An 18,483-nucleotide genomic window follows, 5' to 3' on the forward strand; every position below is an offset into this window, starting at 1 on the left:
GGCGGCGCAGGTGAAATCCCTCCTCAAGGCCCACGAGACGGGACTTTTCCGCTCCTAGCGTTGGTCGCGTTCGGCATCCGTGACCTGCGATCGAGGAGTGAACGTGACGCTCACCGAGACCCGGCGGCGCGCGCCCGCCGCCGTGGTGGCAACCGAACTGACCAAGGTGTACGGCGAGGGCGACGCCCGGGTCCACGCCCTGCGCGGGGTCACCGTGTCCTTCGAAACGGGGGCGTTCACCGCGATCATGGGCCCGTCGGGGTCCGGCAAGTCGACGCTGATGCACTGCCTGGCCGGGCTCGACGCGGCCACGTCCGGCACCGTGCACATCGGCGACGTCGAGCTGACGGGGCTGAGCGACCGGCAGCTCACGCTGCTGCGCCGCGAGCGGATCGGCTTCATCTTCCAGGCGTTCAACCTGCTGCCCACGCTGACCGCCGAGCAGAACATCCGGCTGCCGCTGGACATCGCGAGCCGCCAGGCCGACGAGGCGCTGTTCGAGCGGGTCATCGACACCGTCGGGCTGCGCGAGCGGCTCTCGCACCGGCCCGCGCAACTGTCCGGCGGGCAGCAGCAGCGGGTGGCGGTGGCCAGGGCGTTGATGAGCAAGCCCCAGGTGATCTTCGCGGACGAGCCGACCGGGAACCTGGACTCGCGCAGCGGCGCGGAGGTGCTGGCGTTCCTGCGCTCGTCCGTACGCGAGCTGGGCCAGACGATCGTCATGGTCACCCACGACCCCGTGGCGGCCTCGTACGCCGACCGCGTGGTGTTCCTGCGCGACGGCGAGCTGGTGACCGAGGTCACCGCCCCGACGCCGCAGTCCGTGCTGGACACGCTCGTCCGGCTGGAGGCGTGAGGTGCTGAAGACCACGCTGGCCGGGCTGCGCGCGCACCGGCTGAGACTCATGCTCACGTCGCTCGCGATCCTGCTGGGAGTGGGCTTCATCGCGGGCACGTTCGTGCTGAACGACACCATCGAGGCGGGCTTCGCCCAGCGGGTGACCGCCAACGCCGGCAAGGTGGACGTCGCCGTGCTCGCCAAGAGCCAGGACGAGCCGCTGCCCGCCGACCTCCTCGACCGGATCAGGAGGCTGCCCGGCGTCACCGAGGCACAGGGGCTCATCCGCGGCAGCGCGCCCGTGCTCGGCAAGAACGGCAAGACCGCCGGCAACGCGCCCACCACCGCCGTCTCGGTCGTCACCGGCCCGCTCGATCGCACCGACGTGGTCGCGGGCACCGGCCCCGGCACCGATGACAGCGCGGCCGTGCTGGACGAGAACACCGCCAAGGCCCAGGGCCTGCGGCTCGGCGACACGATCACTGTGCTCGACTCCCGCAAGCGGCGGCACGACTTCCGCCTCGTCGGCCTCATCGACGTGGGACTCGACCAGCAGCTCGCCTTCACCGGCGCGGTCGGCTTCACCCCGGAGATGGCGCGGCGCATGACCGGCGCCAAGGGGTACGCCGAGATCGACGTCAAGGGCTCGGGCCCCGGGCTCGAGCAGGCCGTCGCGGCGGCGGCCGGGGGCTCCTACCAGGTCATGACCGGCGCGGAGCTGGCCGACCGGCTCGCTGAGCAGGCGGGCGTGGAGCGGCGGGTGGTCACGGTGGGCCTGCTGCTGTTCGGCGTCGTCGCGATGCTGGTGGCCGCGCTCGTCATCTACAACACCTTCACCATCCTCGTCGCCCAGCGCACCCGCGAGATGGCGCTGCTGCGCTGCATCGGGGCGACGCGCCGGCAGGTGTTCGGCCAGGTGCTGCTGGAGTCGGCCGTCGTGGGCCTGCTCGCCTCGCTCGCCGGCCTCGCCGCCGGGTACGGCCTGGCCACGCTCACGCTGACCGTGCTCGGCGCGTTCGACGTCCCGCTGCCCACCGACGCGGCCGTCTCGCTCTCCCCTGTCACCGTCGGCGTCGCGCTCGGCGTGGGCGTGACGGTCACGGTGTGCGCGGCCGTGCTGCCCGCCAGGGCGGCGACCCGCGTGGCGCCGATCGCCGCGCTGCGCAGCGAGCCCGAGGAGCAGGCGTTCCGCACCGGAAAGGTGCGCGTCCTGTTCGCGGCGCTCTTCCTGCTGGCGGGGCCGGCACGAGCGGCGTGGGCGCGTTCCGGATGCCACCAGGAGACGCCGCGCTGGTCGTCGTCATGGCAGGGGGCGCGCTGACGTTCCTCGCGGTGCTGATACTCGGGCCCGTGCTGGTCGGGCCGCTGAGCGCGGTCGTGGGCCTGCTGCCGCGCCGGCTGTTCGGGGTGCCGGGGCGGCTCGCGGTGGACAACGCGGCCCGCAACCCCAGGCGGGCGGCCACCACCACAGTCGCGCTGACGATCGGGGTGACGCTGATGACGCTCATCTCCGTGGTCAGCGCCTCGACCCGGCTGACCATGACGGCCAAGCTGGACGAGCAGTTCCCCATCGACTACGTGCTGGTCGACCAGGAGCACGAGTCGGTCATCCCGCGCTCGGTCGGCGAGGAGCTGCGCGGGCGGCCCGAGCTTGACTCGGTGGCGCAGGTCCGCCGGGTCACGGCCGTCTTCGGCGGCAGGACGCAGCAGGTGGGGACCTTCAGCGGGCGCGTGGAGCCGTATGTGACGGCCGGGTCGCTGGACGGGTTCGCGGCCGGTCAGGTGGCCGTGGACGAGCGCACGGCGGCCCGGCTCGGGCTGCGGCTCGGCGGCACCGCTGAGCTGGCGACCGAGCGGGCGGGCACGGTCTCTTTGACGGTGGTCGCGCTGGTCGACGGCGACCAGACCGTGCTGCCCGCGGTCACGGTGCCCGAGCGGGCGTTCGACGCCTACTTCGGCGCGGTGCCCGATGCGCAGGTGCTGGTCTCGATCAAGGACGGCGTGCCCGCGGAGCGGGCCCGCGCGGTAGTGGACGCCGCCGCCGCGCCCTACCCGAACGTGCACGTCAACAGCGCGACGGAGGTGCGCGGGCAGTTCGACGAGACGCTCGACATGCTCGTGATGATCATGATGGGGCTGCTCGGGCTGGCCATCCTCATCTCGCTGCTCGGCATCGCGAACACCCTGTCGCTGTCGGTGCACGAACGTACCCGTGAGTCCGCCCTGCTGCGTGCCCTCGGCCTGACCCGGGCGCAACTACGCCGGATGCTGTCGGTGGAGGCGCTGCTGCTCGGGCTGATCGGGGCGCTGGTGGGCGTCGCGCTCGGGCTCGTCTACGGGTGGGTGGCGATGCGGGCGCTGCTGCCGGACTCGCGCTATGTGGTGCCCGTCGCGCAGGTCGTGGTGTTCGTGGCGCTGTCCGGGGTGGCGGGGGTGCTGGCGGCCGTCCTTCCGGCGCGGCGGGCGGCCCGGGCGTCCATCGTGGGATCGCTGGCGGCCGACTGAATCCGACATCTGTGAATAAATCCAGAAAAAGCGGATAGGAGGGAACGCGCAGGTCGGGCGCCTCATGGGGGCGGCGCCCGGCTTCGCGCGTACGGGAGCGTTCAGCGCGGGGTCGGGCCGGGCCAGAGCTCGGCCACCGTCTCCACGTCGAGCAGCGGCCGCACCACCACCTCGCCCGTCGCCCGATCGATCACGATGCACCCCGCACCGGCCGTATCCGGCAGACAGACCGGGTCGTCGGGCTCCAGGTCGCGCACCCACCCGACGTAACCGCCCTCGAAGCCGTAGACGCCCACGGGCACCGCCTCCTCCGGCGGGCGGACCCCGTTGAAGTACTCCTCCGCCAGCGCTCTGGCCTGCTCCAGGTTCATCGCGGCCGTCCCTGCCTGTCGAGGATCACGCAGAACACCCCGGTCACCGTCCGGTACGGCGGCTCGACCGACATGTGGCCCCGCTGCGCGTCGATCCAAATCACCTCACCCTCGAAGTTGACCGCGTTCCACGCGTGGCTGCCGCCGCCCGGCCAGCGCACCACGATCACGGCGCTCGCCCCGTGACCGGCCTCGGCGAGCCGGTGGGCGATCATCGGGTAGGCGTGCCTGCCCTGCCCGGCGTACTGCAGGCGGTGGCCGACCCAGCGCTCGATCCGCGCCACGCTGCCCTGCTCGCCGGTCAGCACCGGGCGGCCTATCCGGTCGTACTCGGGCAGCCGGGGCGCGGCCGCCGCGGGCTCGCCGTGCCAGGTGGACAGCACCGCCAGCGCGCAGTCGGCGGCGTTGGACGCCCTGAAGGGGTCGTCGGCCGGGCCGCCGCCGTTGACCAGGCGCACCCACGTGCCGCGCGGGTCGGGGAAGCGTACGCAGCCGCGCACCGCCTCCGCGAGGTCCCGCTCCACCTGCGGGTCGGGGTGCGCGAGCCCGCCGGGCACGCCGTAGGGGCGGCTGTCGGCCAGCCTGGGCGGCCGGTGCGGGCCGTCGAACCAGTCGCCGCCGCCAGAGGGCTGCGCGGCCGTCGCGGGCAGAAGCTCGTCCGATGGCGCGGCGGCGGATGCGGAGTCGGCATCGGTCTCGGCGGCGTGCTCGTAGTCGAGCCACCGCATCCCGTCGGCGACGACGGGGTTGTATCGGCCATCTGGAAGGACCCACCGGACACTCGGCTTGTGCTCGCGGAACACGGCCTGCCTCCTGTCATGCTTCGACGACGATCGTAGAGGCGGCGCGGTGACAAGGGGGCGAAGTCGGCGAGATTCCCCGCAAGAGCCAGGGCATCTATCTGGGCAAACGCCGCATACGTCAGCTCACGCGCACGGTGATCGTGTGATAGCCGGTGGCGCCGTCGGGGGCCGGAGGGGCGGGCTGCTCGGTCTGCGTACGCCCGGCCGCGTCGGTCGCGCGTACCTGGATGGTGTGCTCGCCCGGAGTCGCGTCCCAGTCGATCGACCACTGCCGCCAGGTGTCCGGTCCCGGCACCTCGGCGAGCTTCGCCACCCGCCACTGGCCGCCGTCCACCCGCACCTCGACCGCGTCGATGCCGGTGTGCTGCGCCCAGGCCACCCCGGCGATCGTGGTGCGGCCCGCCTTCACCTTGTCGCCTGAGCCGGGCACGTCGATGCGCGACTGGGTCTTGATCGGGCCCTTCTCCGCCCAGCCGCGCGGCGTCCAGTACGCCACGTCGGCGTCGAACCTCGTCACCTTGATGTCCACGACCCACTTGGTCGCCGAGACGTAGCCGTACAGGCCGGGTACCACCTGCCGTACCGGGAAACCGTGATCGACCGGGAGCGGCTCGCCGTTCATCGCGATCGCGAACAGCGCGTCGCGGCCGTCCATGACGACGTCCACCGGGGTGCCGCAGGTGAAGCCGTCGGCGGAGGTGGACAGCAGCATGTCGGCGTCCGAACGCAGGCCCGCCTCGCGCAGCACGTCGGCCATGCGCACGCCGAGCCAGCGGGCGTTGCCGACGTACGGGCCGCCCACCTCGTTGGAGACGCAGGTCAGGGTGACGTCCGCCTCGGTGAGCGGGCGCCCCAGCAGGTCGGCGTAGGTCAGCTCGATCGGGCGGTCCACCAGGCCGTGGATGCGCAGCGTCCACTCGTTCGGGTTCACCTGGGGGACGACGATGGCGGTGTCCACGCGGTAGAAGTCCCTGTTGGGCGTGACGAACGGCGACAGGCCCGGGATCTTGAAGTCCACGCCCGCGGGAAGCGGCCTGGCCGGGGTCGTGGGCCTGGGCAGCGCCACGTCGGCCCTGGCGGCGTCCACCGCCTGCCGCCCGCCGAGCTGCTGACCCAGGACCGTCGCGGCGCCCGCCACGACCACGCCCCCGGCGACGCCGGTCAGCAGCCGCCGCCGATCGAACTCGGCCACCGCCCCGCCCGGCCGCATCACCGCCGGCCGCTCAGGCTCGTCAGCGGGCACTTCGTGCCGGTCGTCCGCGGCTCCGCCGTGCACCGCAGCGGGCTGGGGCGCACGCTCGGGAGCCCACGCAGGGACGAGGGTGGTGGCACGGCCCAGCAACCACCGCAGGGTCCACGCACCGGCCAGCGTGCCGAGGACGGTGGGCAGCAGATCCACGGCCCCGGTGCCGGGCCGGGTGAGCACGGCCAGCGCCCCGAGCACCCCGAACACCGCGAACCCCGCGATCCCCAGGCTCGGCCTGCGTCTGGCCGACACCCCGATGACCGCCGCGACCACGGCCAGCACCACCAGCACGCCACCGACCAGCACGGCCTTGTCGTTCTCACCGAAGGTCCGGATGGCGAAGTCCTTCAGCGGCGCCGGCGCGGCGTCGATGGCGGTGTCCCCCACCGCCACCACGGGGAACGACGAAGGCCCGACGACCCCGGCCACGAGCCGCGCGACCCCGAGGGCCACGCCTCCTGACACCAGCCCCGCAAGCCCGCCCGCCCAGGCGGGAACGCTCGATTTGCTCACGCTCCGACGCTACGCCCGCCGACCCCGCAGGTTTCTTACGCGATGGTTACGTATGCCCCGCATCTCTGCCGCCGGAGCCGCCCTGGAGACCGCCCAGGAGGCACCACACGCCCCGCTGAAGCCATTGCGCACCAGGCGCGTACACCGGGACCCCGGCCGGGCCGTGAACGCCCTCACATGCGCACTGAGCGGATGCCGGCCACTGACGCCGCGGCCCGGGGAGGCGTGAAGCCCTCAGACGGTCAGGGGGTGAGCAAGTCGCGGACGATCGGGGCGAGGGCGCGGAAGGCGCGCCCGCGGTGGCTGATCGCGTCCTTCTCCTCGGGCGCCATCTCGGCGGTGGTGCGCTCTTCGCCGTCGGGCACGAGGATCGGGTCGTAGCCGAACCCGTTGGTCCCCCTCGGCGTCTTGACCAGCCGCCCGGGCAGCGTGCCGGTGGCGACGCGTTCCTCGCCGGACGGGAGGGCCAGCGCGGCGGCGCAGGCGAAGTGGGCGGTCAGCTTGTCGGCGGGCACGTCGGCGACCTGGGCGAGCAGCAGCTCCAGGTTGGCGCGGTCGTCGCCGTGGCGGCCGGCCCAGCGGGCGGAGAAGACGCCGGGCATGCCGTTGAGCACGTCGACGCAGAGCCCCGAGTCGTCGGCGACGGCGGGCAGCCCGGACGCCTTGGCCACGGCGTGCGCCTTGATGAGGGCGTTCTCCTCGAACGTGACCCCGGTCTCGGCGACCTCGCCGATCGAGGGGAACTCTTCGAGCCCGACGATGTCGAATCCGTCGAGGATGCGCCGGAGCTCCGCGATCTTGCCCTTGTTGCGGGTCGCCAGCACGATCTTCATGAAGCGAGTGCCTCCTGCTGCAGCCGCGTCAGCTCCGCGCAGCCGGTCACGGCGAGGTCGAGAAGCTTGTTGAGCACGTCGCGGTCGAACGGCGTGCCCTCGGCGGTGCCCTGCACCTCGACGAAGCGGCCGTCGCCGGTCATCACGACGTTCATGTCGGTCTCGGCGGCGACGTCCTCGGTGTAGCAGAGGTCGAGCATGGGGACGGTGCCGACCACGCCGACGGAGACGGCCGAGACGGAGTTGATGAGCGGCTCGCCGGGGCACATGCCGCGCTGGCGCATCCACTCGACCGCGTCGGCGAGCGCGACGTAGGCACCGGTGATGGCGGCCGTTCGCGTGCCGCCGTCGGCCTGGAGCACGTCGCAGTCGAGCAGTACGGAGTTCTCCCCCAACGCTTTGTAATCGACGCAGGCACGCAGCGATCGGCCGATCAGCCGGGAAATCTCGTGAGTACGTCCACCGATTTTTCCCCGAACCGATTCACGATCGTTACGTGTATTGGTCGCTCTGGGCAGCATCGCGTATTCGGCCGTAACCCAGCCCTGGCCGCTCCCCCGGCGCCAGCGAGGCACGCTGTCCTGCACGGACGCCGCGCACAACACCCTGGTGCCGCCGAATTCGACCAGCACTGATCCTTCGGCATGGGCGAGCCATTGCCTGGTGATGGTAATGGGACGGAGCTGGTCAGGGTTGCGGCCATCCTGTCGGGACATACAGATCACCCTATCTCCGTGCCACCACACGCTTGACCAAATGTGTCCATCACATAGATCCTGACGCAATGACAACGGGGGTGTTGCGAAACCCTGACTTTCTCCGGTTCCTCGGTTCGCACGCCGCGAACGAACTCGGAGCGAATATTTCGCGTGTGGCGCTGCCGCTCGTGGCGGTGGTGACGCTGCACGCCGGTCCGGCGCAGGTCGGTCTGCTGTCGTCGCTGCAGACGGTGGCGTTCCTCCTGCTCGGCCTGCCCGCGGGGGTGTGGGTCGACAGGATGCGCAAACGTCGGGTGATGATGGCCTCCGACCTCGCACGATTCGTGCTGCTCGGCAGCATCCCGCTGGCGGCCGGCCTCGAGCTGCTCAGCATCGAGATGCTGTTGGTGGTGGCCCTGTTGGCGGGCGTGGCCCAGGTGTTCAACGACGTGGCGGATTCGACGTACCTGCCCAACCTGGTCAGCACCACGCAGCTCGGTGACGGCAACGCGAAGCTCGAGACGGTGCGGTCGGGCGCGTTCCTCGCGGGCCCGGGCGTCGGCGGCGCGCTGGTGCAGTTACTCGGCGCGCCCCGGACGGTCCTGACCACCGCTCTCGGGGCGCTCGCGTCAGTGCTCTTCCTGTCCACGGTGAAGGTGCCGGACAAGCCGCCGATCGAGAAGGCGGAACGCGGCCCGATGCGGCGGGACATCAAGGAAGGCGTGGCGTACGTGTGGCAGGACCGCCTGATGCGGGCCTTCAGTGCCTCGTCCGCGCTCGGGAATCTGTGCGTGAGCGGCGTGCTGGGCCTGTCGGTGCTGTTCCTCGCCGAGACGGTCAAGCTGGCCCCGGGCGCTATCGGGGCATTACTCATGTCCGGCGGCATCGGCGGGGTGCTCGGCGGGCTGACCGGCGGGTGGCTGATGCGGCGCCTCGGCACCGCCAGGGCGACCATGCTGGCCACCGCCATCGGGGCGCCGTTCGGGCTGCTGCTGCCGATGACGCAGGCCGACTGGCGGGTGATCTGCTTCGCGCTCGCGTCGATGATGATCTCGTGGGCCGCCACCATGTCGAACGTCGGCCAGAGCACCTACCGCCAGACCGTCACGCCCGACCACCTGCTCGGCCGGGTGAACGCGTCGGTGCGGTTCGTGACCTGGGGCGTGATGCCGCTCGGCGCGCTGCTCGGCGGCCTGGTGGCGCAGCAGATCGGGGTGCGGGAGGCGCTGTGGCTGCTCATGCTGGGCCGGGCGGTGGCGTTCGTGCCGTTGCTGTTCTCACCGCTGCCGCGCATGCGCGATTTCGCCGAGGCGCAGCCCCGCCAGTGACGCGCGCGGAGGCGGCCATGGCGGGCGGCCCAGTGTCAGATTCTGTGTCAGATTCTGTGTCAGACGCTGGGCCGGACGCTGTGTCAGACGCTGGGCCGGACACTGGGCCGGACGCTGTGTCAGATGCTGTGGCGGACGCCGTGAAAGGCGCCGCGGCGGCGGTCAGGACAGGTCGTAGACGGCGCCGCTGCGGGCGAGCTCGACCGGCCCCGCGTAACCGCCGGTGGACGCCTCCTCCAGCACGGTCGCCTGGTCGTTCCACGGCACGAGATGCGTCAGCACGAGCCGGCCCACGCCCGCCTTGGCCGCGTGCTCGGCCGCCTGACGTCCGGTCAGGTGCAGGCCGGGAGGCAGGTTGGGGCGCTCGACGAACGACGCCTCGCACAGCAGCAGGTCGGTGCCCGCCGCCAGCTTGACCAGCTCCTGCGACTCGCCGGTGTCGCCGGAGTAGGCGATGCTCCTGCGGCCGTCGGTGACGCGGAAGCCGTACGCCTCGACCGGGTGGTTGACCAGGCCGGCGGTCAGCGTGAACGGCCCGATCTCGAACGAGCCGGGGCGCAGCGGGACGAACTCGAAGGCCGTCTCCAGCGCGGGCTCGTCAGGCATGCCGTACGCGCCCGCCAGCCGCCTGGGCGCGTCGGCCGGGGCGTAGACGGGGACGATGGGGTACGGCGCGTTCGGCCCGTACGTCCTGGCCACGTGGTAGCCGCAGATGTCGAGGCAGTGGTCGGCGTGCAGGTGGGACAGGCAGATCGCGTCCACGTCGTACAGGCCGATGTGGCGCTGCAGCGCGCCCAGCGAGCCGCTGCCGAGGTCGAGCACCATCCTGAACCCGTCGGCCTCGAGGAGGTAGCAGGACGCGGGACTGTCGGGCCCGGGGTAGCTGCCCGAGCATCCGACGATGGTCACCTTCATGTGGGCCTCCCGTTGAAGGTCGTACCCCCCACTGGTGCGACTTCGACCGCATCGATCTCCGGCCCCAGGAAACGCCGCCCGAGCCGGGCGAAGAGCAGGGAGTCGCCAGTGGCGCGGAAACGGTGCCGGGGGGTGGCGTCGCTTCCTGCCGCCAGACCGCGGTCGTGCAGGATCCGGTAGACGTCCTTGGCCGTCTCGTCGGCGCTGGAGATGAGCGTGACGCCCTCGCCGGCGACGTAGGAGATGGCGCCGGTGAGCAGCGGGTAGTGGGTGCAGCCGAGGATGAGCGTGTCGCATCCGGCGGCCCTGATGGGCTGCAGGTACTCGCGCACGACCTCGATCAGCTCGTCGCTCATCGTCTCGCCGCGCTCGACGTACTCCACGAGGCGCGGGGCGGCCACGCCGGTGAGCTCCACATCAGGGGCGGCGGTGAAGGCGTCGTGGTAGGCCATGGACTCGATCGTCGCCCTGGTGGCGATCACGCCGACCTTGCCGTTGCGGGTGGCGCGCACCGCGCGGCGGGTGGCCGGCATGATCACTTCGACGACGGGGACGTCATAACGCTCGCGCGCGTCGCGCAGCACGGCGGCGCTCGCGCTGTTGCACGCGATCACGAGCATCTTGACGTGCTGCTCGACCAGGTGGTCCATGACCTCCAGCGCGTACGCCCGAAGCTCCGCGATGGGCTTCGGCCCGTACGGCTGCCGCGCCGTGTCGGCCACGTAGGTGATGGACTCGTGGGGGAGCTGATCGATGATCGCTCGCGCGACCGTCAGGCCGCCCACCCCGCTATCGAAGATCCCAATACTCGCGTCCGGCACGTTCTCGAGGGTAGGCGACCTGCGCCGATCAGCACTGCGTAAGAATCCTCACACCGGTGACCCATGAGCATGTCGCGGTGTTGCCTTGGTCACAGTGCGACCATCGGTCCTGTGAACATGCGATCGGCTCCGCCTTGAGCCGCGTCCGTCAGCCCCGGCCGACGCGGGCGAGCTGGCGTGACTGGGCGACCAGGCGGCCGGTGGAGTCGCGCACCTCGACCTCCTCGTCGAACCAGCCGTCGGCGACCAGCCGGCCGCTGCCGAGCAGCGTGAGCCAGCCGGGGGCGGGCAGGGCGCGCAGGTGCCAGGTGAGGTCCACGGTGGGGGCCCAGCCGCGGGCTCCGGAGGAGAAGACGACGGGCGGCAGCGCGTCCACGGCCAGCGCCAGCACGTACGGGTCGGGGTCCTGCGGCTCGGCCATCCTGAAGTACGCGCGGGACTCGGGGCGGCCGGTGGGCCTGCCGTGCAGCCAGCCGATCGTGGGCGGGTCGAAGACCAGCTCGATCTGGGCGTTGAAGGTCATGTTCGACTCGGGCTTGGGGTCGGGGAGCTTGACGCACTCCTCGATCGGCGGCATCTCGTAAGCCGGTTTATCGGCATAAATCGGCTCGACGTCGTGCAGTGTGGCCGTGGTGATCAGGCCCTCGATCTGCGTCACGCCGTCCTGCACCAGGCTCGCGCGGGCGAACGCGACCGTCTTGCCCGCCTTCAGCGGCTCCACGATCACCTGGGCGGGACCCGCCACGGGCGCCCTGTGGAACTGCGCCGTCGTGCTCACCGGATGCTCGAACGGCGAGGCGTCCACCGCCGCCCGCAGGATCGTCGCCATCAGGTAGCCGCCGTTGAGCGGCCCGCCGATCGCATATCCGGGATCGAGACAGACGTCATAGGTGTGATCATCGACCTTGATCGCCTGCGTGGCCTCGTCGAACTTCGTCATCCGCTCCCGCCTCACGTCCGAACTATGTTCTAGACATGCTAGAGCATTCGCCCATCAGCGCGCCTACCTGCGAAAATGTGATTCGGCTGACACCGTTTGATCATGGCTAGTGTCACCGAACTCATCGGACAGTCCGTTTGGGACTCCAACGGGGTGTGGGTCGGTTTCGTGGTGGACATCCGCGTGGTCAAGCACAAGGGCGAGCTCCAGAAGAGCCACACCGTCTACGGTCTGGTGGTCTCCAGCGTGCGCGCGCCGTTCCTGCTCGGCCTCACCCGCGAACGCCAGGGCAGGTCGTCCTGGCTGTCCCGCCTGCTGGCCCGCATCGTCTACGCCGGCTGCACCTTCGTGCCGTGGGAGAACGTCGTCGACTACGGAGGCGGGGAGGTGCACATCGGCGTCCTGCGAAATGAGCTGAATCGGGTCTAATCCGACTTCAGTACATTGCAAGCGCACGTCTAGCAACATCAGCTACCTTCTCTGTGGTCAAAAGTCCACATTGTGAGTTGAGTGATGTCTGCTAACAATCCCCCCTATGGCCAGGATCCTGACCGGACCACGGCGTACAACTGGAACCAGGGGCAGCAGCCGGAGAACCAGCCGACGGCGCAGTATCCGGGGCAGCCCTACCCTCCCCAGCAGCCTTACGGCCAGCAGTCCGCACAGGGGCAGGGTGCTTACGGGCATCAGGGGGCCTACGGCCAGCAGCAGCCCCCCTACAACCCCCAGTACGGCCAGCCGCAGCCCCCGCAGGGCCCGCAGCAGCCGTACGGCGGCCAGCAGGCGCAGGGCGGCTGGCAGCAGCAGCAAGGTTGGCAGCAGCAGCCCGCGCAGCAGGGCTGGCAGCAGCAACCCCAGCAGCAGTACCAGCAGGGCGGCTGGCAGCAGGAGCAGCAGGGCTGGCAGCAAGGCGGCTGGCAACAGCAGGGCCCTGAGGGCTTCGGCCCGGCCGAGCCCGCGAAGAAGGGCCGCAAGAGCTGGATCATCGCGGTGGCGGCGGCGGTGGCCGTCGTCCTCCTCGGCGGCGGCGCGGTGTGGGCCGTCGGCGCGCTCGGCGGCGGTGGCGCCCAGCCGAGCGACGTCCTGCCCGCGAACTCCATCGCCTACGCCCGCTTCGACCTCGACCCGGCCGCGAACCAGAAGGTGGCGCTCTTCCAGATCGCCAGGAAGTTCTCCGCGACCAAGGACGCCTTCTCCGGCGAAGACCCGCGCAAGGCCCTGTTCGACCTCCTCAACGAGGACGGCAGCGCCAAGGCCGACTTCGCCAAGGACGTGGACCCCTGGCTGGGCAGCCGCATCGGCGTCGCCGCCGTCCCGTCCGGCAAGGACGAGCCCGACATCGCGGTGGCCGTCCAGGTCACGGACCAGGAGGCCGCCAAGGCCGGCATCGCCAAGCTCATGGAGGACGACAAGTACGGCATCGCCTTCCGTGACGACTACGCGCTGATCACCGAGTCCCAGGACCTCGCCACCAAGTACGCCGAGGCCGAGGGCAGCCTGACGGACAACGCCGAGTTCAGCGAGGACATGGGCGCGGTCGGCGAGCAGGGCGTGCTGTCGTTCTGGGCCTCCATGAGCGGCATCATCGACCTCGCCAAGAAGGAGATCCCCGCCGATCAGGTCGCGTCGATCGAAGCGATCAAGAACGCCAGGTTCGCCGGCGCCCTGCGCTTCGACAGCGCCTACGTCGAGCTCGCCGGCGTCGTACGCGGCGCCAAGGGCATGGCCCCGGACGGCGACCTGCCCAAGGCGAACATCGGCACGCTCCCCGACACCACGGCGGGCGCCATCTCGATCTCCGGCCTCGACCAGATGGTCACCAAGCAGTGGGCCGAGATCGAAAAGCAGGCCACGGCCGCGGGCAACGCCCAGGTCTCGCAGATGCTGCAGCAGTTCAAGACCCGGTTCGGCCTGAACCTGCCCGCCGACCTCGCCACCGTGCTCGGCCAGAACTTCACCGTCGCCGTCGACAGCGAGGGCCTGAACACCGACCAGATCAAGGGCGGCGTGCGCGTCACCACCGACGCGGCCAAGGCGCAAGCGATCGTGGACAAGGTGCTGAACGCGTTCGCGCAGAACGGCCAGCCCGCCCCGCAGATCGCCAAGGTCGCCGGGGACGGCGTCTTCACCGTCGCGACCACCGACGACTACGCCAAGAAGCTGGCCACCGAGGGAACGCTGGGCGAGTCGGAGACGTTCCAGACGGCCATCCCGAACGCCGACGACGCCAACTTCGCCATCTTCGTCGACCTCGACAAGATCGAGAACCTCTACCTCCAGTCGATGCAGGGTGACGACAAGGCCAACGCCGAGGTGCTGCGGGCCGTCGGCGTGAGCGGCAGCCAGACCGACACCGAGGCGAACTTCTCGATGCGGCTGCTGTTCAACTGACGGCTTTCCGAACACGCGAAAAGGCGGCCGGCCCCTTGCACAGGGGCCGGCCGCCTGCCGTTCTCATGACCCACCGGTGAGCGAGGGCCGCGCGGGGCCCGCCGGTCACACCACGCCCAGGAGCCCGCCTGGGACCCGGAGCCCGCCTGGGACCCGGAGCCCGCCTGGGACTCGAAGCCCGCGGGTCAGGCCCAGAGCTGGCCTTCGAGGCGTTCTTCGGCCTCTTCGAGCGTCCCCTCGTACGCGCCCGTCGACAGGTACTTCCACCCGCCGTCGGCCACCACGAACACGATGTCGGCCCGCTCCCCCGCCTTGACCGCCTTCTTGGCCACCCCCAGCGCCGCGTGCAGCGCGGCCCCGGTGGAGACGCCGGCGAAGATGCCCTCGGAGGCCAGCAGCTCGCGCGTGCGCCGCAGCGCGTCGGCCGAGCCGACCGAGAAGCGGGTGGTCAGCACGGACTCGTCGTAGAGCTCGGGGATGAAGCCCTCGTCGACGTTGCGCAGGCCGTAGACCAGCTCGCCGTAGCGCGGCTCGGCGGCCACGATCTGCACGCCGGGCACGTGTTCGCGCAGGTAGCGCCCGACGCCCATGAGGGTGCCGGTGGTGCCGAGACCCGCCACGAAGTGGGTGACCGTCGGCAGGTCCGCAAGGATCTCCGGGCCGGTGGTCTCGTAGTGTGAGCGCCAGTTGGCCGGGTTGCCGTACTGGTAGAGCATCACCCACGACGGGTTCTTCGCGGCCAGCTCCTTGGCCACCCGCACGGCCTCGTTGGAGCCGCCGGCGGCGGGCGAGGAGATGATCTCCGCGCCCCACATGCGCAGGAGCTGGCGGCGCTCCTCGGAGGTGTTCTCCGGCATCACGCAGATCAGCCTGTAGCCCTTGAGCTTGGCCGACATGGCCAGCGAGATGCCGGTGTTGCCGCTGGTCGGCTCAAGGATGGTGCAGCCCGGCGTGAGCAGCCCGTCCTTCTCGGCCTGCTGGATCATCCACAGGGCCGGTCTGTCCTTGATCGACCCGGTCGGGTTGCGATCCTCCAGCTTGGCCCAGATGCGCACCTCACCCGAGGGCGACAGCCTGGGCAGGCCGACCAGCGGGGTGCGGCCGACCGAGTCGATCAGCGAGTCGAAACGCATGTCACCCGCCGGCCACGGCAGGCAGGACGGTCACCGTGTCGCCGTCGGACAGCGGGGTGCCGAGGCCGCCGAGGAAGCGGACGTCCTCGTCGTTCAGGTAGACGTTGACGAAGCGGCGCAGGCTGCCGTCGTCGACCAGCCGCTCCTTGATGCCGGGGTGGCGGGACTCGAGATCACTGATCAGCTCTTCGAGCGTGGCGCCCTCGGCGCTCACGGCCTTCGCGCCGTCGGTGTAGTTACGCAGGATGGTCGGGATGCGAACCTCGATGGCCATCGCGGTCAGTCTCCTCAGGTCAGTCGTCGTCCCATCGGCAGCAACGCCGATGGAGTGGTGCGGATTCCATGGGCTCGTACGCCGGCTGCGCCGCTCGCCGGACAGAGACGTCCTACGGGCGCGAGACCAGCGGGTCTCCGGCCGGACAGTCGTAGACGACGACGGCAGGAGTGTGTGCGAACAGGAAGCTCTGCACCGGCCTGACCATCATGGGAGAAACCTTACCTCTTCCTCGGTGATCTCCCCATCGAGGATCCGGAAGGAGCGGAACTCCACCTCGTTCTCGTCCCGCGTGGAGACCAGGACGTAGTGGGCGTTCGGCTCGGAGGCGTAGGAGACGTCGGTGCGCGACGGGTACGCCTCGGTGGCCGTGTGGGAGTGGTAGATGACGACCGGCTCCTCGTCGCGCTCGTCCATCTCCTTCCACACCCGGAACTGCTCCATCGAGTCGAAGCGGTAGAAGGTGGGCGAGCGTTCGGCGTTCTGCATCGGGATGAAGCGCTCGGGCACGCCGTTACGGCCCGCGATGACGCCGCACGCCTCGTCCGGGTGATCGGCGCGGGCATGCGCGACGATCTTGTCAGCCAGTTCCTGCGAGATCGACAGCATGCCCGGAAGTTACCAGAGCGCCCGGACCAGGCTGTCCTGGAGGTAGGTCAGCCAGTCGTAGGTGACGTACGCCGGGTAGCGGGGGTCGTCCTCCGACATCACGGCGATCTCGTCGTGGACCTCCTCGGTCACGTCGAGCTTGGTGCCGAGCGTCAGGCGCAGGTCGTTGAGCGAGCGCAGCCACGCCTGCGCCTCCTCGGCCGACAGCTCGGCGCGGCCCGGCCGCGCGGTGTCGTGCACGGTCTGGGCGTCGGCCCGCTTGCCGTCGCGCAGCGTCGCCTCGGTGTAGCGGCGGAACTCGGCGGCGTCCTTCTCGTCCTCGTACGCCGACGGGAACAGCCGGGCGAGCACGGGGTCGGACGGCGCCGTGCTGTCGCCGATGCCGAGCGCGCGCTCCAGCGGGTCGTCGCTGGTCTGCCCCGGCGAGACGATGCCGAGCATCATGGAGACCAGCGAGCGCAGCAGCGAGACCTCCGCCGCCTCGAACTCGGCGACGACCCCGCCGTCCTTCCCCCGCGAGAACCCCGAACTCACCTGTGCCTCTTCCTGGTAGTGCCGCGACCCGCGCGTCCCACTCGACCGGGTCTGACTTGGCCGGGTCTCACTTGGCCGCGTCTCACTTGGCCGGGTCTCACTTGACCGAGTCCGGCTGGAGCGTCGCCCACAGGCCGTAGGAGTGGAGAATCTGCACATCTCTTTCCATCTCCTCGCGCGTGCCGCTGGACACGACGGCCTTGCCCTTGTGGTGCACGTCGAGCATCAGCTTCTCGGCCTTTTCGCGGGTGTAGCCGAAGACCGTTTGGAAGACATAGGTCACGTAGGACATGAGGTTGACGGGGTCGTTCCAGACGATGGTCACCCAAGGCAGATCGGGCCGGACGTCCGATGACGGACGCTCAACGGCGATTGGAGCGGTGCTACCCACATCCATGAGTCTGCCCTATCTGGGCCGTAGTCTTCGAGTCGTGAGAATGACCATGAGCACTGCGTTGCTCACAGATCACTATGAGCTGACAATGTTGCAGGCCGCCCTGCGCAGCGGTGCCGCGCACCGGCGGGCGGTTTTCGAGGTGTTCGCCCGCCATCTCCCCGGTGGGCGGCGATACGGGGTCGTCGCCGGAACGGGGCGCGTCCTCGACGAGCTGGAGAACTTCCGTTTCGGTGACAATGAACTCACCTTTCTGCGTGAGCACAACATCGTCAACGAGGAGACCCTGGCGTTTCTCGCCGATTACCGGTTTTCCGGCAACATCTACGGCTATCGGGAGGGCGATCTCTACTTCCCCGCCTCCCCGATCATGGTCGTGGAGGGCACGTTCGCCGAGGCCGTGCTGCTGGAGACGCTCACGCTGTCGATACTCAACCACGACTGCGCCATCGCCTCCGCCGCCTCGCGCATGACCAACGCGGCGGGCAAGCGGCCGATCATCGAGATGGGCTCGCGGCGTACGCACGAGCACTCCGCGGTGGCCGCCGCGCGGGCCGCCTACATCGCCGGGTTCGCCTCCACCTCCAACCTGATGGCGGGGAAGATGTACGGCGTGCCCACGGCGGGCACGGCGGCCCACGCGTTCACGCTGCTGCACGACTCGGAGCAGGCGGCGTTCGAGGCCCAGATCGCCTCGCTCGGGCCCGAGACGACGCTGCTGGTGGACACCTACGACGTGGCCGAGGCCGTGCGCACGGCCGTCGAGGTCGCCGGAAACAAGCTGGGCGCGGTCCGCATCGACTCGGGCGACCTGGCCGCGGCCGCCCAGGAGGTGCGCGAGCTGCTCGACTCGCTGGGCGCGTTCGACACCCGCATCATCGTCACCTCCGACCTCGACGAGTACGCCATCGCCGCGCTCGCCGCCGCCCCCGTGGACGGCTACGGCGTCGGCACCTCGCTGGTGACCGGCTCCGGCGTGCCCACGGCGGCCCTGGTCTACAAGCTGGTGGCCAGGGAGACGGCGACGGGCAAGCTGGAGGCCGTGGCCAAGCGGTCGGTGGGCAAGCCGTCGCGCGGCGGGCGCAAGAACGCGTACCGGCTGCTCAACGAGTCCGGCCACGCCGAGACCGAGCTGATCACCACCGGCGGGCTCGTCCCCGAGGGCGGCGTGCCGCTGCTGCACGAGCTGGTGCGCGACGGCGAGATCGTCGGGCGCGAACCCCTGTCCGCCGCCCGCGAGCGCCACGCCGCGGCCGTCGCCACGCTCCCCCAGGAGGCGCTCCAGCTCGGCCGGGGGTATGCGGCGATTCCCACCGAATTCGCCTGACGTATCGTGC

At 70.6% G+C, this 18,483-nt stretch carries 20 protein-coding genes; 7 read left to right on the forward strand and 13 right to left on the reverse strand.

The window, feature by feature from the left end:
- Positions 1–103 precede the first annotated feature (103 nt).
- From WBK31_RS28140 to WBK31_RS28150, 3 genes are read left to right on the forward strand one after another with little or no spacing between them, the layout of a single operon-like run.
- Complete coding sequence (locus WBK31_RS28140; RefSeq protein ID WP_364061176.1) at positions 104–856, forward strand: ABC transporter ATP-binding protein; 753 nt, start codon at positions 104–106, stop codon at positions 854–856.
- A gap of 1 nt (position 857) precedes the next feature.
- Positions 858–2,159 (forward strand): FtsX-like permease family protein, encoded by a 1,302-nt coding sequence (locus WBK31_RS28145; RefSeq protein ID WP_406673434.1) that lies wholly within the window; start codon positions 858–860, stop codon positions 2,157–2,159.
- Positions 2,108–3,343, forward strand: a complete 1,236-nt coding sequence (locus tag WBK31_RS28150) for an FtsX-like permease family protein (RefSeq protein ID WP_378786817.1) — start codon at positions 2,108–2,110, stop codon at positions 3,341–3,343. Before WBK31_RS28145 ends, WBK31_RS28150 begins: the two co-directional genes overlap by 52 nt.
- A 101-nt stretch (positions 3,344–3,444) precedes the next feature.
- Here the strand turns inward: WBK31_RS28150 and WBK31_RS28155 are convergent, their stop codons facing one another.
- From WBK31_RS28155 to rph, 5 genes are all read right to left on the reverse strand, one after another.
- Positions 3,445–3,714, reverse strand: a complete 270-nt coding sequence (locus WBK31_RS28155) for a hypothetical protein (RefSeq protein ID WP_364061170.1) — start codon at positions 3,712–3,714, stop codon at positions 3,445–3,447.
- Positions 3,711–4,517, reverse strand: coding sequence for a toxin glutamine deamidase domain-containing protein (locus WBK31_RS28160; protein WP_364061167.1), 807 nt, complete (start codon positions 4,515–4,517; stop codon positions 3,711–3,713). Before WBK31_RS28160 ends, WBK31_RS28155 begins: the two co-directional genes overlap by 4 nt.
- Positions 4,518–4,635: 118 nt before the next feature.
- Positions 4,636–6,276: a molybdopterin-dependent oxidoreductase gene (locus WBK31_RS28165; protein WP_364061164.1), complete on the reverse strand. Its 1,641-nt coding sequence runs from the start codon at positions 6,274–6,276 to the stop codon at positions 4,636–4,638.
- A gap of 242 nt (positions 6,277–6,518) precedes the next feature.
- Positions 6,519–7,109 (reverse strand): RdgB/HAM1 family non-canonical purine NTP pyrophosphatase, encoded by a 591-nt coding sequence (rdgB, locus tag WBK31_RS28170; protein ID WP_364061161.1) that lies wholly within the window; start codon positions 7,107–7,109, stop codon positions 6,519–6,521.
- Positions 7,106–7,825: a ribonuclease PH gene (gene rph, locus WBK31_RS28175; protein WP_364061158.1), complete on the reverse strand. Its 720-nt coding sequence runs from the start codon at positions 7,823–7,825 to the stop codon at positions 7,106–7,108. Before rph ends, rdgB begins: the two co-directional genes overlap by 4 nt.
- Positions 7,826–7,893: 68 nt before the next feature.
- On the opposite strand from rph, the gene WBK31_RS28180 reads away from it, so the two are divergent.
- On the forward strand, positions 7,894–9,135 hold the full coding sequence (locus WBK31_RS28180; protein ID WP_364061155.1) for an MFS transporter: 1,242 nt from the start codon (positions 7,894–7,896) through the stop codon (positions 9,133–9,135).
- A 162-nt stretch (positions 9,136–9,297) separates the two neighbouring features.
- Here the strand turns inward: WBK31_RS28180 and WBK31_RS28185 are convergent, their stop codons facing one another.
- From WBK31_RS28185 to WBK31_RS28195, 3 genes are all read right to left on the reverse strand, one after another.
- On the reverse strand, positions 9,298–10,050 hold the full coding sequence (locus WBK31_RS28185; protein WP_364061152.1) for an MBL fold metallo-hydrolase: 753 nt from the start codon (positions 10,048–10,050) through the stop codon (positions 9,298–9,300).
- Positions 10,047–10,871 (reverse strand): glutamate racemase, encoded by an 825-nt coding sequence (gene murI / locus WBK31_RS28190; protein ID WP_364061149.1) that lies wholly within the window; start codon positions 10,869–10,871, stop codon positions 10,047–10,049. The genes WBK31_RS28185 and murI overlap by 4 nt, the downstream gene beginning before the upstream one ends.
- A gap of 148 nt (positions 10,872–11,019) precedes the next feature.
- On the reverse strand, positions 11,020–11,811 hold the full coding sequence (locus tag WBK31_RS28195) for a thioesterase family protein (RefSeq protein ID WP_364061146.1): 792 nt from the start codon (positions 11,809–11,811) through the stop codon (positions 11,020–11,022).
- 102 nt (positions 11,812–11,913) lie between these two features.
- Between WBK31_RS28195 and WBK31_RS28200 the strand changes: the two genes are divergently transcribed.
- The gene (locus WBK31_RS28200; RefSeq protein WP_364061143.1) at positions 11,914–12,240 is read left to right on the forward strand and encodes a hypothetical protein; all 327 of its coding nucleotides are present in this window, start codon (positions 11,914–11,916) and stop codon (positions 12,238–12,240) included.
- 84 nt (positions 12,241–12,324) lie between these two features.
- A complete protein-coding gene (locus WBK31_RS28205) occupies positions 12,325–14,202 on the forward strand; it encodes a DUF3352 domain-containing protein (RefSeq protein WP_364061140.1) in 1,878 nt (625 codons plus the stop codon).
- 185 nt (positions 14,203–14,387) lie between these two features.
- Here WBK31_RS28205 and WBK31_RS28210 read toward each other — a convergent pair whose 3' ends face one another.
- The 5 genes from WBK31_RS28210 to clpS form a co-directional block, all read right to left on the reverse strand.
- The gene (locus WBK31_RS28210) at positions 14,388–15,335 is read right to left on the reverse strand and encodes a cysteine synthase (RefSeq protein ID WP_364061137.1); all 948 of its coding nucleotides are present in this window, start codon (positions 15,333–15,335) and stop codon (positions 14,388–14,390) included.
- Between the two features lies 1 nt (position 15,336).
- On the reverse strand, positions 15,337–15,609 hold the full coding sequence (locus WBK31_RS28215; RefSeq protein WP_364061134.1) for a MoaD/ThiS family protein: 273 nt from the start codon (positions 15,607–15,609) through the stop codon (positions 15,337–15,339).
- 207 nt (positions 15,610–15,816) lie between these two features.
- The gene (locus WBK31_RS28220; protein ID WP_378786812.1) at positions 15,817–16,218 is read right to left on the reverse strand and encodes a Mov34/MPN/PAD-1 family protein; all 402 of its coding nucleotides are present in this window, start codon (positions 16,216–16,218) and stop codon (positions 15,817–15,819) included.
- A gap of 9 nt (positions 16,219–16,227) precedes the next feature.
- Entirely contained in the window at positions 16,228–16,752 is a 525-nt protein-coding gene (locus WBK31_RS28225) for a DUF2017 domain-containing protein (protein ID WP_364061128.1), read from the reverse strand.
- Positions 16,753–16,849: 97 nt separating this feature from the next.
- Positions 16,850–17,149, reverse strand: coding sequence for an ATP-dependent Clp protease adapter ClpS (gene clpS / locus WBK31_RS28230; RefSeq protein WP_378786810.1), 300 nt, complete (start codon positions 17,147–17,149; stop codon positions 16,850–16,852).
- Between the two features lie 85 nt (positions 17,150–17,234).
- Here clpS and WBK31_RS28235 point away from each other — a divergent pair, with 85 nt between their 5' ends.
- On the forward strand, positions 17,235–18,473 hold the full coding sequence (locus WBK31_RS28235) for a nicotinate phosphoribosyltransferase (protein WP_378786809.1): 1,239 nt from the start codon (positions 17,235–17,237) through the stop codon (positions 18,471–18,473).
- The last annotated feature ends 10 nt before the right edge of the window (positions 18,474–18,483 follow it).

The organism is Nonomuraea sp. N2-4H (assembly GCF_045291505.1).
GTDB lineage: Bacteria > Actinomycetota > Actinomycetes > Streptosporangiales > Streptosporangiaceae > Nonomuraea > Nonomuraea fastidiosa.

Excerpts from the sequence above, each read along its gene's own strand:
- WBK31_RS28185 (WP_364061152.1), bottom strand. The coding sequence starts at position 10,050 with ATGAAGGTGACCATCGTCGGATGCTCGGGCAGCTACCCCGGGCCCGAC.
- WBK31_RS28180 (WP_364061155.1), top strand. The coding sequence starts at position 7,894 with ATGACAACGGGGGTGTTGCGAAACCCTGACTTTCTCCGGTTCCTCGGT.
- clpS (WP_378786810.1), bottom strand. The coding sequence starts at position 17,149 with ATGGATGTGGGTAGCACCGCTCCAATCGCCGTTGAGCGTCCGTCATCG.
- WBK31_RS28150 (WP_378786817.1), top strand. The coding sequence starts at position 2,108 with ATGCCACCAGGAGACGCCGCGCTGGTCGTCGTCATGGCAGGGGGCGCG.
- WBK31_RS28205 (WP_364061140.1), top strand. The coding sequence starts at position 12,325 with ATGTCTGCTAACAATCCCCCCTATGGCCAGGATCCTGACCGGACCACG.
- rdgB (WP_364061161.1), bottom strand. The coding sequence starts at position 7,109 with ATGAAGATCGTGCTGGCGACCCGCAACAAGGGCAAGATCGCGGAGCTC.
- WBK31_RS28195 (WP_364061146.1), bottom strand. The coding sequence starts at position 11,811 with ATGACGAAGTTCGACGAGGCCACGCAGGCGATCAAGGTCGATGATCAC.
- WBK31_RS28235 (WP_378786809.1), top strand. The coding sequence starts at position 17,235 with ATGTTGCAGGCCGCCCTGCGCAGCGGTGCCGCGCACCGGCGGGCGGTT.
- WBK31_RS28210 (WP_364061137.1), bottom strand. The coding sequence starts at position 15,335 with ATGCGTTTCGACTCGCTGATCGACTCGGTCGGCCGCACCCCGCTGGTC.
- WBK31_RS28155 (WP_364061170.1), bottom strand. The coding sequence starts at position 3,714 with ATGAACCTGGAGCAGGCCAGAGCGCTGGCGGAGGAGTACTTCAACGGG.
- WBK31_RS28215 (WP_364061134.1), bottom strand. The coding sequence starts at position 15,609 with ATGGCCATCGAGGTTCGCATCCCGACCATCCTGCGTAACTACACCGAC.
- WBK31_RS28220 (WP_378786812.1), bottom strand. The coding sequence starts at position 16,218 with ATGCTGTCGATCTCGCAGGAACTGGCTGACAAGATCGTCGCGCATGCC.
- rph (WP_364061158.1), bottom strand. The coding sequence starts at position 7,825 with ATGTCCCGACAGGATGGCCGCAACCCTGACCAGCTCCGTCCCATTACC.
- WBK31_RS28200 (WP_364061143.1), top strand. The coding sequence starts at position 11,914 with ATGGCTAGTGTCACCGAACTCATCGGACAGTCCGTTTGGGACTCCAAC.